The sequence below is a fragment of the Dyadobacter sp. CY343 genome, assembly GCF_021390335.1.
GTDB lineage: Bacteria > Bacteroidota > Bacteroidia > Cytophagales > Spirosomataceae > Dyadobacter.
In genome coordinates, this window is the sequence record NZ_JAJUXK010000009.1 from 196,522 (window position 1) to 212,654 (window position 16,133).

The window sequence follows — 16,133 nt, forward strand, 5'->3', positions numbered from 1 at the left end:
CACTGCCGCCGCTTCTAAAAATTTTGTACCAGCACATATTTTGCAAGTGGGTCGGGCTGGGATGAACAGTCGCACTAATACACGCGTGGAAATGCGCGAGGCAGCCGCGCCGGCAGCTGATCCCGGAATTGGAAAGCTGTTCCCCAATTTACTTTGTATTAAGCGTGTAAGTGCACTTTTAACGCTGGCATAGTTCTTATCTATCCGTGTCAATTTTTATTTTGGCACAATCGATATGGGCATCAACTTACAGCAAGATTTGCTATGTTTTTCCCACCTGAGGTGGGATTTCGTCTTTCAACGTCCGCAACACTTAATGACGCGCTTCGCTAAGAACGGAAACGTTTTTTTTCTGGAAGAACCATTTTTTGATGCGACTGACAGACCTTACATTCAGTTTGAAAAAAAGCTTCCCGGACTATCGGTCTGTGTGCCGCATTTACCGGCAGATTGCACACACCAACAGTCTAATGAGATTATGAGGGAATTGCTTGCGTCCTTCTTTGAAGACCGTGGCAGCACCAACTTTGTATTCTGGTATTACACGCCGATGGCTTTTGAATTTTCGAAAACCTTCAAGCCGGACCTGCTAGTGTACGATTGCATGGATGAACTGTCGGCTTTCAAATTTGCTCCGGCCGGGATCCGGGAGCTGGAACAGCAGCTGCTCGCAAAAGCTGATATTGTTTTCACAGGCGGTGTTACGCTTTACGAGGCTAAGAAAAACAGTCATTCGAACATTCACCCGTTCCCAAGCAGCATTGAAAAAGAGCATTTCCAGTCGGCAAGGGTTGTACTTACCGAGCCGGCGGACCAGGCGAAAGTCGCAGGTATCAAACTCGGTTTCTATGGTGTGATCGATGAGCGGTTTGATCAGGAACTGATCAGGGAAATTGCTGCTCGCAGACCAGACTGGCAAATTATGCTGATCGGGCCAGTAGTTAAAATAGACCCTGCATTGCTTCCGGTTGCCGATAATATTCATTATCTCGGTTCGAAAAAATACCAGGAATTGCCTTCCTACCTGTCCGGTTGGAATGTGGCTCTGATCCCATTTTTGCTTAATGAATCCACCAAATTTATCAGTCCAACCAAAACACCGGAATACCTGGCGGCTGGAAGACCGGTCGTGTCGACACCGATCAGGGATGTGGTATTACCGTATGCAAAACTCGGACTGGTGAGCATTGGCGACGATGCGGAAACTTTCATTTCGGCTATTGAATACGAGTTGGGAAATCTGGATAATCCGGACTGGCTCGAATCAGTGGATCAATATCTTGCCGACAAATCATGGGAAGATACCTATGCATCCATGGCGGCATTAATGCTGGCCGCGACGAGAAAGGATAAGGCAGTTGTATTAACGAGAGAATTGAAAAATGCCAGCTGACGATTACGCACGAAATACACATTTTCAAACGCAGAACAGCCCATTCCGTACATTCTGGATGGGAGGGTTCGAATGCACGGACCAGCTTAATTCCAGCGGCGACCGCGTGGACCTTTTGGAAGTTACCGGGCATCTGGAATTGATCAATGAGGATTATGCACGGCTTAGCTCGCTGGGTATGAGGACGGTGCGTGAAGGGATCAGGTGGAGCACTGTGGAATACAAGCCGTATCACTACGACTTTTCCGCTGTGTTATGGATGATGAAAGCAGGGAAAATGAATGGCGTACAGCAAATCTGGGATATCTGCCATTTCGGGTTTCCAGCAGACCTTACCCCTTTACACCCTCATTTTACGCCGCGTTTCGTGGCGCTTTGCAAGGCGTTTGTTGCATTTTATACCGCCAATTTTCCTGGTGAAGTGTTTTTCGTTACTCCGGTGAATGAAGTGAGCTTTCTTTCCTGGCTGGGGGGAGAGGTAGCGGGCACTTCGCCTTACTGCCAGCGAAACGGATGGAATGTGAAGTATGCCTTGATGAAAGCATATATCGCGGGGGCAAGGGCGATGAAAGAAATGAGCGACCATGTAAGGATACTCACCACCGAGCCGCTCGTCAATATGGTGCCCGTACTTGATCCGACACTGGACGATTTACTCGCGGCTTCATTGGAAAACGAGCAGCAGTTTCAGTCCGTCGATATGCTTTGTGGGAAGATCTGCCCGGAACTAGGCGGGAGTATGGACCTGCTCGATATTTTAGGATTTAATTATTACTACAATAACCAGTGGATCGTGGGCAGCTACCAGTTCCTGGGCTGGAATGATGAAGTGAACGATCCGAGGTGGAAAGAACTGGCCGACATGCTGGAAGCCGCTTACCTGCGGTACGATAAACCCTTCGTGATCTCCGAAACGAGTCACCCGAAGGAAGACCGACCTATCTGGATTAGAATGATCGCGGCACAATGTGCAGAGCTGATCAACCGCGGCGCGCCGATCCTGGGCGTTTGCCTCTACCCGGTTATCGACCGCCCCGATTGGGATAATCTTCATATCTGGCACCAGGCAGGTTTGTGGGACAACGATTTTTCGGAAAGACACGCGAGGGTATTGCACACAGAATCGGCAGTTGCGCTGGCGGAAAGTCAGCGGCTTATCGAGCTCACATTAAGGAGCAGAAAAATGGAGATAGAGGGCGCATCAGAGGTTCCATCAGGCTACCTGCTGGCATAATTTTAGAAATGTGTCACTTATTATATCATCAACCAACTATCATTCATTATGAAAAAGTCAATCATGCTGGTCGCTGCGGCGATTTTATATGCTACCACAATCTCATATTCACAAACTACGGGCACCGGCGCTGGCGAAACCAACAAGCCAAGTGCGCAGAATCCAAATAGCCAGGCTCCAAGCAAAACCCATCAAGGTAATACTGATAAAGGCAGCCCGGCTCCGTCAGGCGGTAGCGCTCAGGGTGGAAATACCGGCAAAGTCGATACGCGCAGCAAGCAGGCACAGCAAAATACACCTGGCGACGGCAGTACCCGCCCTGGTGGCGCTTCGAATGAGAACGCAAACGACGTAGGACGATATTCAGATAATGATGCAGCGAATGAAAAGTCGATGCTGAATTCCAAAAAAGCGGTGGAAGCGCGCAGAAAAAATATGACTGAGGGCGACACGACCATGAAAAAAGGCAGCGGATCGGCTCCCAAGAATACTAAAAATCACACAGGTAAAACTGGTAACTATCAGAACCAGGAGATCAAGCATAATCAAAGAACACCGACGCGTCCCTGATCGCGGCGACTAACAATATAACAGAATTCGGGTCAGTACCAGCGATATTTGATTTATCGCCGGTAACTGGCCCGAAACGTTTTTATCGATTGCAATCTTATTCCGCCGCCTTCTTCACTGTATTTACAATCTCGTCGAGTGTACCGGATATCGTACTGACCATTTTACTGTTTTGCAGCATCTTATTTTCAGATTCGATCTCTCCTGAAAACTTGCAGGCAAAGCGGGTATCTTTCTTATCAGTCAGTAATTTCCAGCCGCTTTTCATTACACTTCCATCCGTCATTTGAGCATGCACAGAAATATTCTGACTTCCTTTGGCGGGAATGCTGATGTTCTTTTCGAGTACGCCATTCATTTCCAACGCGTCTTCAATGCTGAAACTGAATTTTCCGTCGCGCATTTTCAACGGAAATAGATTTGGATTAAAAACCGCTACCTCGATGTCCATTCCCTTACTTTTCAGTGCGAATGCATTCAGGTCTACGTGCTTCACCTCCACTTTGGGTAGCCGCAATGCGGGCAATCTTTTCGAAAAATCCATATTGAACTTACGCTCTCCCGCAATCGGCACATCCACCTCGAAAGAAGCTTTGACGGAATAATCTGCGCTGTCGATTTTTTGGTTATCAAAATATTTAATTACCTGCGCCATCGGTTTTGCCATGATTTCCATAGGCAAGGTGAGGGTGGAACTGTCGGAAGAACGGATGTGGATCGGCTTTTCGTAGCTGTCCTCGATCACCTTTACGGAATCGATATAGATGATGTAGTTCAGTTTCCTCGTTTTGATATCCACAGGAAGCGGATTATGGATCGAGATCTTACTTACCAATTTAATACGTTCCGCATCTATATCCGTAATACTGGCCGACGCAACGCCCAGTGTAGGCATTACCTTGTCCGCCGCATTTTCCTTAACTTTTTCAGAAGTAGGTGACTTCCACCACCATATCCCGACTCCGGCCAGTACCAGCAATACCAGTAAAATGACCAACCATTTATTGAAGCGCATAGACAGAAAATTAGGATGTTGAAAGTGTTTTTCCAGCCGATACCAATTCCCGTGCCACGCTGATTATCAACATATTTACCCAAAAATGGAAAAAATCAGAGCACTTCATTGAGTTGCCGCTGCTGGCATGGTTTTAAGAGTCGCAGCCTGTCTTCCTGGACAAACACGTTCCGGGCGATTGCATGAGGAATACGGATTTTCAATCAATCACAAATCAAAACACATTTAAAATGAGAGCAATTTTTTTATCAACCCTGTGTATAGTGCTGACCGCAGCACTGGCTTTTACGGACCGTTTTCAAACGGATTCGCCGGATAAGCAATTCGTACTCGCAGCGGCCGACGGCGGTATGCTGGAAGTGAAGCTGGGCGAGCTGGCTTCCGAGCGCGCCACTTCGGCAAAATGCAAGGAGTTTGGGAAAATGATGATTACGGATCACACCAAAGTGAACGGAGAACTGAAAGCGCTGGCTCAAAAAAAGCAAATCACGATTCCCGCCCGGCTAAGCGCAATGAAGCAGCAGCAATATGATAGCCTGGCCGCCCAGAATGGGGAAAAATTTGATATGCTTTATATGAATATGATGATCGCGTCACACGAAGAAACGATCGGACTTTTTCAAACTGAATCGAACAAAGGGCAGGATCCTGACTTTAAGAAATGGGCGGATTCGAAAATTCCTGCATTAAAGCACCACCTGGAAATGGCGAAGCAGCTATTTCCTGCACAATCAACCGGATCTTCGGTTAAATAAGTTTGCAAATTCTGGTAGTTAAAAAGCCGCCCGCACCGATTGCAGGCGGCTTTTTGTGCAAAAAAAATGGCTTACTTCCCTGTTTCAGAATTTGGCGCATCGACTGGTTTCGATTCCGGCGATCCCTTTTGTCGAAGAAAAATGGTGAATATTACAATACTGGCAATGGACAGAAATTCGCTCTGCCAGTTTTGAAAGGTTTCAAACCAGAAGTTAGCTTGTGTCAGATAGTCGCCCATGGTATCCGGGGATAACCCGTTGAGGAGCTGCTGGTCATTGTGATCGACCCAGCTACCGTATAAGTGCAGTAGCCAGCTCGTTAGGAAAAGGATCCCGAATGTGATCGCCAGTGAGTTTTCGTAAAGTTTTAAAATAAATCCGCCTTTTCGTACCGGCCAGGGCGCATCGGGTCCAGGCTGCGGCTCGCGGTCTACATCTTCGGGCTCATCAAGTGATTTTGACTCTGCGGAGCCCTTTTGACGAAGTCCCACTGTAAGTACTACATACAATGCCATTTGTAAAAACTCACTTTCAAAATTTTCAAATGTTGCAGAAATGAAATGCCCGCTTTGCAGGTAGGCGGCGAGGCTCAGTGCGGCTGCCTGGTGTTCTTCCAGTTCCGAATTGTGCTCGTGCCAGCCGGTTAACGCCTGGGCAATGAGGGTTACCATAAAAAGGCCCACAAAGAGCAGGCCGAGCCCATTTTGATACAGAAACGAATGCTTTTTGGAAGTTTGGCTCATTGGAGAGTTTAGATAAATGTTTATGTAAGTTGCCGAAAAAGTAAAACCTGGCAAAGAAATAAGAACAAAAACGGTCCGGAAATCCGGACCGTTTTTGTTCATCAATTTTGCAACCATCAACTGAACCCATTCTATCACTACCAACCTCACCAGTTAATTCACTCACTCACTCATTCCGGTTTCACCGCAGCCCGGCCCACGGCGGCTCATTCATTCACTCATTCACTCATTCACTCATTAAATCACCTCCGCTTCCTGCCCAGCCAGGCAACAGCCACGATCGTAATCAACGAACCCAATGCAATTTTGCGGACCAAACCCGCTTTGTTGTATTTGAGCTCAGCTTTTCCGCCCAGCTCGCCGAAAAAGTCCGGAATGTGGCCACTTTGAATATCCTCTTTTACTCCTTCTATAACATTCACACGATCGGCAAGTAACAGCAAAAGCCAGTGCCGGATCATGGATTCGGAGTAGCGGAATGCAAAACGCCTGATTTTTCCACTCAGTCCGGCTGGCGGATTGGGTGTACCAAATACGGCAGACAAACTGGGACGCTCATTGGAATGCAGCACTTCCACCAATGCCGGCTGCTGTGCGGGTCTTTCCCAGATCATTCCCTTATTGTCATTTTCGGTCCGTCGCTTCATGGGATAGGCCGGTACATCCAATGGATCAGCATCGATCCCCCAGCCCTTGATGTGACTATAATCTCTTTCTGTATTTTTCATAATGTTCGTTATTTACGTGCAGATGGCGGAATCAATATTGGTTTGATACAATTGTCGAGCTTCGCTGAAAAAATATGGTATGCGTCAGAAACTTCTTCCAGCGGAATCCGGTGCGTGATGATCTGTTTAGGATCTATGCGACCTGACTGAATGTGGTCGATCAGTTTCGGCAACAACCTCTTCACAGAAGCCTGATTGGCGCGGATCGTTATACCTTTATTGACCACATTTCCGATCGGGATCAGATTTCCGGTTGGACCGTACACGCCCACAATTGATACAATACCTCCTTTTTTCACCGAATTGATAGCCCAATGCAGCGCAGTCGCCGAGCCCGCTTGCAGCATCAGCTTCCGGCCTGTGATCGTTTGCATTGCGTCACCCGCAGCTTCGCAGCCTACCGCATCAATGCACACATCGGCACCCAGCCAGTCGGTTGTTTTCTTTAAAAACAAAACGACATCGCCCAGCGAGCGGAAATTGTATACCTCGCATTGCGCAAAGTTTTTTACGAATTCCAGTCGGTATTCCAGGTGGTCAATAACGATTACACGACCTGCGCCGAACAGCCACGCAGACTTTGCGGCCATAATACCAACCGGCCCTGCGCCAAATACCACAACCGTATCGCCGGGTTTGATCCCGCCCATTTCAGCGGCCTGATAGCCTGTTGGGAATACGTCGGTGAGGAGTACCGCATTGTCGTGATCCATATCTTCCGGAATGACCGTCGGGCCCACATCGGCGTAAGGTACCCGCACATATTCTGCCTGGCCGCCATCGAAACCACCGGCTGTATGGGAGTAGCCAAATATACCGCCTACTGCGGTTGCTTCCGGATTGGACTCGTGACAGTTACCATAAAGCTGCTGCTCGCAGAAAACGCATTTTCCGCAGGCTATATTAAATGGTACCAGTACATTGTCGCCTACTTTCAAATTCTGTACCGCATCGCCGATTTCTTCGACAACACCTATAAATTCATGTCCAAAAGTGGTTCCGACCCTCGTATCCGGGACCAGGCCGTGATAGAGGTGAAGATCTGAGCCGCAAATGCAGGAACGGGTAACACGGACGATCGCATCGCTCGAATGCTCAATCTCCGGCATCGGCTTGTTACGGTCCAATCTGACCCGGTACGGGCCGCGATAATTCATTGCTAGCATAGTTGGTCTGTTGTTAAGTGCTTGAAGTGTAAAAGATTTAAGTAGGCGCGGGTCTTAAAAAACCATTCCAGTGTGGGTATATATTAGTGCTTGTGCAGAGCCGAATCAGCCTTGCTGCTGATCACAAATTGCCGGATCTCGCCCTTTTCCCACGCATTGGCACCGGCTGCCACCTGCGGCATCGGAATATCCGCCCGGCTCTTTTTGATTTTTTCGGTGGAGATATCAAATCGCTTGTCGCGGTCGTCGAGCAGTTCTTTTTTTAGCTGTCCTTCTTTTGTAAATCCCATCATCACCATCGGCGAGCCTACGGGCAATGTTCTTTCCTGATCCGTATGCCAGGTGTGGATCGTTTTTCCGTAAGTTGAAACCAGCTTTTCCATCAGCTCGTGCTCAGCGGCAAGCGGAATTCCTGGCGCAACGAGGGAGCCCGATTTCACTTCGTGATGGTGACTGTGCCAAAGCTTTTTTTCCTCCTCAGGCAGGGTTTTAAAAAGCCGCTCTGTAATAATGTATTCCACACCCATCAGTTTGGCATCTTTTCCATTTCCGTCGAAAATAATCGCCTGGTAGAGGTCGGCATTTAGCTGATTCACATAGTGATGCGCTTCCATTTGCGCGTTGATATTTCCATTATAAAAATGAAAACCGTCCAGGTAGGTATTGAAATTTTTGAATGGCGTTTTGTCCTGCATCAGATCTGCGCCTTTGTCCAGCAGTGCGTCTTTCGCAGGAATAGAATCGCCTGGGGATTTCACCTGGGAGCCTGAGTTGTTGCCACCGCAGCCGGCAGCAACAATCAGGAGTCCGAACAGAATGTAATGCTTCATAAAAATCCGGTTTTAGTACTGCTCAGGTTGGGTTTTGAGTTCTTTCCAGCGGACTTTCCTCCACTTCCTTCGTTGCCCGTACCGTCATTAATCCGGCCGCAACTTCGATTAACCCCAATATCAGATGCGGCAGATACACCTCATCATGAAAGCCGAGAATCCAGGGTGATGCCGCCAGGAATAGTCCGGTAACAATGTCGATATTCAGGTGAGCTGACATCGGGATACTTCGTACCATACCACCTTCGTAGTCTGTAAAGAGGGACATTAAGATGACCATCGCGCCAATGGCGATCAGTGTCCAGGTGGCGGTTAAATTGTCGTTAAAACCCACGATCCAGGGCATCGCGATGAAGAGCGGCCCGGTGGCGTAATCCAGCTTGCTGTGTAGTTTGGTGCTGATGATTTTCATTTTGGATTTGTTTGTTGACAGGTTTGAAAATTACGGCGCCCTGTAAAAACCTGTGCCAGATCGCAGCACCTGCGATGAGCGGGACTGCACCATCAGACAACAATTCTCCGACTCACAAATTTTTTTCTTCTAAAACAGCGATTTTGAAGTATTTGGCCTGTTTTTAGTAAGTGCTTGAGTTGAGTGAATTAACACCTTTACCTACCTTATCCATGCAAAAAATACAATTGTTTTCACAGTATGACGCGGCCGCGCTGTTCCTGAAAACCACGAATGAGCTGGAAGATCAGGTGAGTGTGTGGCCCGAAGATTTCCTTCGCGACGAGGAGCTCGAACAACATATCTCGTCATTGAAAGAGACAATCCGGCTGCAACTGCCCGAGATCGATTTCAGTAGTGGTCGCCAGATTGTCGTCGACAGGATTTTGCCACTTTCCGAATTTCAGCCCGGCATGCGGCGGGGCGTGAATGTGCGCGTGAGTGTGCTGGTGTACAAATATTTGTTAAGAGAATCTGGCTACCTGCTGGGTTGCCGCCCGCCGATCTCCATTCCGGAGCCAGTAGGGCAGTGGTATACCGACCAGAGCAATCAGGAGCTGTACGTTGAGTACGAGCAATACGCAAGGCAGCCGAAAAAAGCGATTACCATGCACCAGCAGTATGTCCCCTTTCTGCAACAGGCGCACCAGGCGCTTAAAGGTGAGTTTGAGGAATTTAATAACTCGCTGGAAAGCATCATCAGAGGTATTGTCGGAAAGAGAAAAGTAGACGCGGATCAGATCCGGCGAATGCGGATGATGCTGAGCTGAGTATTTGGTTTCTTTAAATTTTTTCTAATCAAATCGCAGGCTTTTGCATCATGCAAGCCTGTGATTTTTTATTGTCCACGTAGTTTTATTTAACAGCACTGATAAAGTGTTTGCTGCCGCAGTTAGGGCAGGGGACATGCTCGCCGTCGGCCGACTCCTTCCCGCAGTCTTCGCAAACGAGCTGCTCTGACGTTTCACTAACCTGCTGCTGGTACTCCTTATCCCATATTGGCAATACCGGCAGGCCCGGTATCACATCAAAATTTTTGATCAATGTAAAATTTCCCCCGGCTTCGAAATAAAGCCTTTTTACCTCACCCAGATGACGAATACTGTGGCTGCGCAGTTGTGCAAATGCCCGCTCCCGGGTAATGCCGACCTGCTGCATCTTATCAAGGTTCAGGCAGCCGTCTTCGATAATTGCGGTAAGGTTTCCCTGAGTGACTTTTTCCAGCGACTGACTTTTGGTGGCCAGGCTGGCGACGAGCTGCTGCACAGAAATGACGATCGCAGCAATGACGATGATAGGTAATATGCCCCGGTCGGGCGATTGCAGGGGCACCCCGATCGCAGCGGCGAGCGAGACCATTCCGATCAGCTCGTTACGGCTGAGCTGGGACGCCATTCTTTTACCCATTAACCGCATGGAGATCATGAGGATCAGGTAAATAAGGAAAATTCTAAAAACAACTTCCAGGTAAAATCCGCCGGGCACATCTCCGATGAATATCCTTTGCCAATCATTAAAATGGATATCTGAGGATTTCATGATACTGTTAATTGAGATGGTAGGGAGACCGTTGCAGATATCCATTCACTCGAACTGCATATTTCACAAGTATGCGACGTGTCGGTCTCTTCCACCACATGCCCGCAGCTGGCGCAGACCAGGTTACCCTCGACGATCTGCTGAGAGAAGCTATTGATGCCCTGGTCTTCCGGTGGGTAAATTTGCAGACCAGGGGAAGGCTCCGGTTTTTTGTAAACACTGAATATGCCGCAGGCTTCCAGGTAAACCCGACCCACATCGCCGAGATTATAGACGTTCTGGTTTCTCAGCGCCGCAAAAAGCTGCTGCCTGGAAACCTTTGCCTTTTTCATTTCTTCCAGCTGAATGATCCCATCTTTGACTGCAAGGGATGTGGTACCCTGGCTTAGCTCTTCGAACCTGCCGCTTTTAAATTCAAAGAAATTGAGGCCACGTTGAAATATAAGTGCACAAATCAGGATCATTATACCCATTAAAACACCCAGTTGGGGAATCTGCATCGCCGGTGAGATAATCGCACCAAGGGTAACCATAATGGCCATTTCCGAAATCGTCAGCTGGCCGCCCATCCGCTTGCCCATTAACCGTACGATGGCCAGCAGTACTACGTAAATTATGAAGGTGCGGATAAAAACTTCTACCAAAAACTCCGGGGGCGCTTCTCCAAAAAGGATGCGCTGCCAGTCCCAGGGCTGTATATCTTCTTTTTTCATGGGTTAGTAAAAGGAATGTTGATTTTCGGATTCGCGTCCTTATAAATGCGTGCCAGTTGCCACAGCAACTGTTTGTGAAGTGGCATCTTTTTTTTCCGCAAGCGGCAAACCATATTTACCAAATGCACATCGCTCAAAGTCCTGAAACAAAAGCCATATTCCTGGATAAGGATGGTACGCTGATTCGCGACGTACCGTACAATGCCGATCCTTCGCTGGTCGTTTTTGAAGCCGGCGTTTTTGACGGCTTACGGACTTTGCAGTCGGAGGGGTATAAGCTAGCCATTATCTCAAACCAACCCGGACTCGCAATGGGGAAATTTACGATTGGCGACTTTGAGCGGCTGGTCGAATTTTTTCACAAAATCTTTCAGGAAAACGGGCTCGAACTGGCGGGCTTCTACTTTTGTCCGCATGCGCCTCCATCTTCATGTGAATGTCGAAAGCCTAAGTCCGGCATGCTGGTACAGGCGGCGGGTGACCTTCATATTGATTTAAAGCAATCGTGGATGATCGGCGATATTCTGAATGACGTCGAAGCAGGCAACCTGGCTGGCTGCCGCACGGTACTTATCGATAATGGAAATGAAACCGAGTGGCTTACCGGCCCCTTTCGTAATCCTGATTTCACAGCACGTAACTTCCTGGAAGCCGCCAACTATATCTCCACCCAAAAGGTACTGACCGATGCCCGAACTGAAACTGAATAACATTTTGTGCATTCGCGCCGATAATATGGGGGATGTGATCATGGCGTCGCCTGCTTTTCGTGCATTGAAAGAAACGTTTGGAAGCCGCATTACGCTACTTACCTCACGTGCCGGCTCGCTGATTTCTCCGAATATTCCGTGTATCGACGAAACGATCGTGGCAGATTTGCCGTGGGTCCGAAGCGATGGCTGTGATGGTGCAGCATTGGTACAGTTGGCAGGGGATATCAAAAGTCGGGGATTTGATGCGGCTATCATTTTTACAGTATATAGTCAAAGTTCGCTTCCTGCCGCGATGCTGGCTTTCATGGCGAATATACCTGTGCGCGCGGCTTACGCCCGTGAAAATCCTTATCAATTACTCACACACTGGCTGCCCGATCCGGAACCGTTTCAGCATATTGCGCATCAGGTGGAGCGGGATCTGGCACTTGCCGCTAAGCTCGGCGCTAGTACGGATCATGATAAATTATTGTTACGGATTGATGCGGCTGATATTGAATCTTGCAGGCAAAAATTAGCTGCTATTCAAGTTGATATTGAAAATCCGTTTATTCTATTTCACCCCGGTGTCTCGGAAGCAAAAAGAGAATATCCGGTTGGTCACTGGATTGAGGCAGGGCGGCAACTTGCGGAGAAATATCAAATGCCGATCCTGGTCAGCGGGTCGGAATCGGAGCGAAACCTGGCGAAAACTGTTGCGGCAGGGATTGGCGCTCCGGCGATCTCGGTGGCTGGGCTGTTTTCGGTAGGAGAGTTTGCCAGCCTGATCGATCAGGCGCGTTGTGTAGTTTCGGTTAATACGGCCACGATCCACATTGCCGCTGCAATGCAAACGCCCGTAGTGGTATTATATGCGCAAACCAACCCGCAGCACACTCCGTGGAAATCGCCGCACCGGATCTTGCCCTATTCTGTCCCGCGACATCTGGAAAGCAGTAATATCATTATCCGCCACGTTTCCGATCAGATTTACGCCACGCACATTCCCTATCCCTGCCCGGAAGAAATCCTGGCCGCGGTCGAAAGCTTACTTTTGCCAGACTGAGGTTTTCTTTGTCAAATAGAGAGGTATTTAAACTGTTCAAAATCGGACAGCCTTCGTTCTTTTATGGACAGAATATTCTTTTAAAAAACTCCTAAAATACCTCAGTAAGCGCACTGAGGGTAGTTTTTAAAAATTGGCATGCATTTGTACTAGAAAATAGAAACTAATAGTTTCAGCATGCGCCGAACATACCTCGGAGAATTTGAAGAGCTGGTATTGCTTATGATCGCGATCCTCGACGGACAAGCGTACGGGGTGACGGTCAGTCAGGAAATTGAGCAGCACACCGGACGGCTCGTCACATTCGGCGCGGTTCACAATACGCTGATCCGACTGGAAGAAAAGGGTTTTGTGAAATCAGAGCTCGGCGGGGCTACGACGGAGCGGGGCGGTCGACGGAAGCGACTTTTCAAAGTAACCGCACTCGGCAGTACTGCACTTCGCGATATCCAGCAGCTGCGTAATAAGCTCTGGCAGATGATGCCCGAAAGCGCGTTAAAAGTAAGCGGAATATGAGCGCGCCAAAACCACCCGGCTGGGCCCGGACTTTGCTCCGCTGGCTGCACCCGGCCAATACGCTCGAAGAAGTAGAAGGCGACCTCGATGAATTGTACGAATACTGGTACCGGCGCGCAGGAAAAACGCAGGCCGTTTTCCGCTACAGCCTGAACGTAATTTCCGTGCTGCCGCCATTTGTAAAACGACGCCAGCGTAAAACAGAATATGATCAAACCTTTTTCCTGAATCCTGATATGTTAAGCAACTACTTCAAAATCGCCTGGCGGAATATGCTCCGTCAAAAAGCCTACTCGGCACTCAATATCGCCGGACTTTCCATTGGAATGGCGTGCAGTATTCTCATTTTGTTGTGGGTGCGAAACGAGTTGAGTTACGACCGTTTTCATACCAATGCAGATCAACTTTTCCGCCTTACTTGTAATGCGGGCGATTTCAAAGCAGCAGTAAGTCCGGCGGGAATGGCGGCGGGATTACAGTCGCAAATGCCGCAGATAGAAAGTTCTGTACGGATCAGTAAACCGGTTACAAGTCTTTTTGAAGTGGGAGAAAAAAAATTTGAAGAAAAGCGCGTGATATTCGCTGATTCCAACTTCCTGCGGGTTTTTTCTTTTCCATTGGTAAAAGGAGATGTACGTACTGCACTGAATAACCCGGACGCGCTGCTGGTCACGGAGGAAACGGCCAGGAAATACTACGGGGATCAGGATCCGATCGGCAAGATCATTCGCAGGAACAATCAGGAGAATTTTACGATCGCGGGCGTTTTAGCCAATACTCCTTCCAATTCTCATTTGCAGTTTGATTTTGTTATCCCGATGTCAAATCTGGCCAGATTTGACAATGATCTGAAAACCGCGACCTGGGGAAACTTTAATTTTTACACCTATTTCCAGCTGAATAAAAATGTGAATACCTCTGATCTCGGTTTGAATGCACTGAGCAAGCAGATTTACAAACTATTCAAGGCGCACGGAAGTGAAATGAAAGTCGATTTTCACCTGCAACCGCTTACTGCTATTCACCTGCATTCCGATTTACAGATCGACCTGCCGGGCCACGGTAATATGCAGTATGTCAATATCTTCTTCGTCGTCGCGATTTTTATTCTTGTCGTAGCCTGCATTAATTTCATGAACCTCGCGACAGCGCGGTCGGAGCGCCGGGCTAAGGAAGTGGGGCTGCGCAAAGTGGTAGGGGCGGGCCGCTATCAGCTGATCGTCCAGTTTCTAGGTGAATCGCTGATCTTTTCATTCCTGTCCCTACTTATCGCGATCGTGATCGTTTATATGCTGCTGCCGGTATTTCAGATGCTCACCGAAAAGGAGCTCGCCATTCAATTGCTGGATGGAAAATTGCTGCTCAGTCTGGTCGGCATTGCGATATTGACCGGCCTGGTCTCAGGCAGTTACCCTGCGCTGTTCCTCTCCGGATTTGCTCCTGTGAAAGTATTAAAGGGGAAAATGAGGGTAGCAGGCGCGAATCTTCTTTTCAGGAACGGACTGGTAATCACACAGTTTGTTGTCGCTATTATTCTTCTCATCGGTACCGCTGTTGTTTACAAACAATTGAATTTTATCAAAAACAGAAACCTGGGTTTTGATAAATCGAACTTGCTCTACCTTTCTATGTCCGGTGAATTATGGAATAAAAAACAGGCATTGAAAACGGCATTAGGAGAGAACGCGCTTACCGAAAATTTCTCGATCATCTCGCAGCTGCCGACAGCCATTACGTCGGGCACGGTGGATCTGGAATGGGAAGGACAGGTTGCCAGAAATGAAATTGTTGTGCCTTCGCTGGATGTGGATGAGAACTTTGTGAAGGTATTTAAAACAAAGTTGCTGGCTGGCCGCGGTTTCTCCCGCGATTTTTCAGGGGATACTGCAAATTATGTGATCAATGAACGGGCGATGCAAATCATGGGAATGAACGCAGGTAATGCGGTAGGAAAAAGCATCTCATTCAGTGAAAGTAAGGGTACGATTATCGGAGTAGTGAAGGATTTCAATTTCAAATCTCTGCAACATGCGGTTGAGCCACTGATATTGCGGCTCAATAGATGGGGCGGGGTCGTGATCGTTCGTACCCGCGGCGGCGCAAATGAGGCGACTATTGGCAAGCTCGGGGAGATCAGCCGGCAGCTTAATCCTGCATATCCGTTCACATATGGTTTTTTGGATAAAGACCTCGATAACCTGTACAGAAGTGAGCAGCAAATGGGGAATATTTTCAATCTTTTTGCGGGGCTGGCGATTTTCATATCGTGCCTCGGACTATACGGTCTGTCGGCATTTATGGCCGAGCAGCGGAAAAAAGAGATCGGTGTCCGCAAGGTATTGGGCGCAACGGTGAGCGGCGTAGTAGCTTTGCTTTCCCAGGGTTTTCTCAAACTTATCCTGATCGCGATCTTGCTGGCCACACCAATCGCCTGGTACGCAATGGACAGGTGGCTTGCAGATTTCGCCTATCAAACCACGATCGACTGGTGGGTATTCGTCCTGGCCGGGCTGATCGCCGCGACTATTGCCCTGGTAACCGTCAGCTTCCAAAGTATCCGCGCCGCCCTGATGAACCCGGTGAAGAGTTTGCAGGGGGATTAGGTTCATACCCTTCAATCTCCCGCAGCATCTCGATCGATCTCATCACCGGATCCCATTCTTTTCCGTTGAATATCATTTTAAACCACTTTTTATCACGGTTTTCATATTTGATATTGAAG

At 48.4% G+C, this 16,133-nt stretch carries 18 protein-coding genes; 10 read left to right on the forward strand and 8 right to left on the reverse strand.

The annotated features are described in order from the left end of the window. Nucleotides 1-61: 61 nt before the first annotated feature. From LZG94_RS26430 to LZG94_RS24690, 4 genes are all read left to right on the forward strand, one after another. The gene (locus LZG94_RS26430; RefSeq protein ID WP_255700713.1) at nt 62-193 is read left to right on the forward strand and encodes a hypothetical protein; all 132 of its coding nucleotides are present in this window, start codon (nt 62-64) and stop codon (nt 191-193) included. A 123-nt stretch (nt 194-316) separates the two neighbouring features. Continuing rightward, nucleotides 317-1,393 (forward strand): glycosyltransferase, encoded by a 1,077-nt coding sequence (locus tag LZG94_RS24680; protein ID WP_233794330.1) that lies wholly within the window; start codon nt 317-319, stop codon nt 1,391-1,393. Beyond that, on the forward strand, nt 1,383-2,627 hold the full coding sequence (locus tag LZG94_RS24685) for an amine oxidase (protein ID WP_233794331.1): 1,245 nt from the start codon (nt 1,383-1,385) through the stop codon (nt 2,625-2,627). Before LZG94_RS24680 ends, LZG94_RS24685 begins: the two co-directional genes overlap by 11 nt. Nucleotides 2,628-2,675: 48 nt before the next feature. Further along, nucleotides 2,676-3,197, forward strand: coding sequence for a hypothetical protein (locus LZG94_RS24690; RefSeq protein WP_233794332.1), 522 nt, complete (start codon nt 2,676-2,678; stop codon nt 3,195-3,197). A 97-nt stretch (nt 3,198-3,294) separates the two neighbouring features. Here LZG94_RS24690 and LZG94_RS24695 read toward each other — a convergent pair whose 3' ends face one another. Further along, nucleotides 3,295-4,212 (reverse strand): LEA type 2 family protein, encoded by a 918-nt coding sequence (locus tag LZG94_RS24695; protein WP_233794333.1) that lies wholly within the window; start codon nt 4,210-4,212, stop codon nt 3,295-3,297. A gap of 230 nt (nt 4,213-4,442) precedes the next feature. Between LZG94_RS24695 and LZG94_RS24700 the strand changes: the two genes are divergently transcribed. Next, on the forward strand, nt 4,443-4,967 hold the full coding sequence (locus LZG94_RS24700) for a DUF4142 domain-containing protein (RefSeq protein ID WP_233794334.1): 525 nt from the start codon (nt 4,443-4,445) through the stop codon (nt 4,965-4,967). Between the two features lie 71 nt (nt 4,968-5,038). Here LZG94_RS24700 and LZG94_RS24705 read toward each other — a convergent pair whose 3' ends face one another. The 5 genes from LZG94_RS24705 to LZG94_RS24725 all read right to left on the reverse strand — a co-directional run bounded on the left by LZG94_RS24705 (nt 5,039) and on the right by LZG94_RS24725 (nt 8,846). Further along, on the reverse strand, nt 5,039-5,710 hold the full coding sequence (locus LZG94_RS24705) for a DUF6766 family protein (RefSeq protein ID WP_233794335.1): 672 nt from the start codon (nt 5,708-5,710) through the stop codon (nt 5,039-5,041). A 242-nt stretch (nt 5,711-5,952) separates the two neighbouring features. Then, a complete protein-coding gene (locus tag LZG94_RS24710) occupies nt 5,953-6,438 on the reverse strand; it encodes a hypothetical protein (protein ID WP_233794336.1) in 486 nt (161 codons plus the stop codon). Nucleotides 6,439-6,446: 8 nt separating this feature from the next. Next, nucleotides 6,447-7,604, reverse strand: a complete 1,158-nt coding sequence (locus LZG94_RS24715) for a zinc-dependent alcohol dehydrogenase (protein WP_233794337.1) — start codon at nt 7,602-7,604, stop codon at nt 6,447-6,449. Between the two features lie 83 nt (nt 7,605-7,687). Next, nucleotides 7,688-8,434, reverse strand: a complete 747-nt coding sequence (locus LZG94_RS24720; RefSeq protein ID WP_233794338.1) for an OBAP family protein — start codon at nt 8,432-8,434, stop codon at nt 7,688-7,690. A gap of 22 nt (nt 8,435-8,456) precedes the next feature. Beyond that, nucleotides 8,457-8,846, reverse strand: coding sequence for an SPW repeat protein (locus LZG94_RS24725; protein ID WP_233794339.1), 390 nt, complete (start codon nt 8,844-8,846; stop codon nt 8,457-8,459). 212 nt (nt 8,847-9,058) lie between these two features. Between LZG94_RS24725 and LZG94_RS24730 the strand changes: the two genes are divergently transcribed. Then, nucleotides 9,059-9,655 (forward strand): hypothetical protein, encoded by a 597-nt coding sequence (locus tag LZG94_RS24730; protein WP_233794340.1) that lies wholly within the window; start codon nt 9,059-9,061, stop codon nt 9,653-9,655. An 85-nt stretch (nt 9,656-9,740) separates the two neighbouring features. Here LZG94_RS24730 and LZG94_RS24735 read toward each other — a convergent pair whose 3' ends face one another. Both LZG94_RS24735 and LZG94_RS24740 read right to left on the reverse strand, forming a co-directional pair. Continuing rightward, nucleotides 9,741-10,424, reverse strand: a complete 684-nt coding sequence (locus LZG94_RS24735; protein ID WP_233794341.1) for a YetF domain-containing protein — start codon at nt 10,422-10,424, stop codon at nt 9,741-9,743. Beyond that, entirely contained in the window at nt 10,421-11,137 is a 717-nt protein-coding gene (locus LZG94_RS24740) for a DUF421 domain-containing protein (protein WP_233794342.1), read from the reverse strand. Before LZG94_RS24740 ends, LZG94_RS24735 begins: the two co-directional genes overlap by 4 nt. Nucleotides 11,138-11,259: 122 nt before the next feature. On the opposite strand from LZG94_RS24740, the gene LZG94_RS24745 reads away from it, so the two are divergent. The 4 genes from LZG94_RS24745 to LZG94_RS24760 all read left to right on the forward strand — a co-directional run bounded on the left by LZG94_RS24745 (nt 11,260) and on the right by LZG94_RS24760 (nt 16,014). Then, nucleotides 11,260-11,847: an HAD-IIIA family hydrolase gene (locus tag LZG94_RS24745; RefSeq protein ID WP_233794343.1), complete on the forward strand. Its 588-nt coding sequence runs from the start codon at nt 11,260-11,262 to the stop codon at nt 11,845-11,847. Beyond that, complete coding sequence (locus LZG94_RS24750; protein WP_233794344.1) at nt 11,825-12,895, forward strand: glycosyltransferase family 9 protein; 1,071 nt, start codon at nt 11,825-11,827, stop codon at nt 12,893-12,895. Before LZG94_RS24745 ends, LZG94_RS24750 begins: the two co-directional genes overlap by 23 nt. Before the next feature lie 177 nt (nt 12,896-13,072). Then, a complete protein-coding gene (locus LZG94_RS24755) occupies nt 13,073-13,411 on the forward strand; it encodes a PadR family transcriptional regulator (RefSeq protein WP_233794345.1) in 339 nt (112 codons plus the stop codon). Next, complete coding sequence (locus LZG94_RS24760) at nt 13,408-16,014, forward strand: ABC transporter permease (protein WP_233794346.1); 2,607 nt, start codon at nt 13,408-13,410, stop codon at nt 16,012-16,014. The genes LZG94_RS24755 and LZG94_RS24760 overlap by 4 nt, the downstream gene beginning before the upstream one ends. The last annotated feature ends 119 nt before the right edge of the window (nt 16,015-16,133 follow it).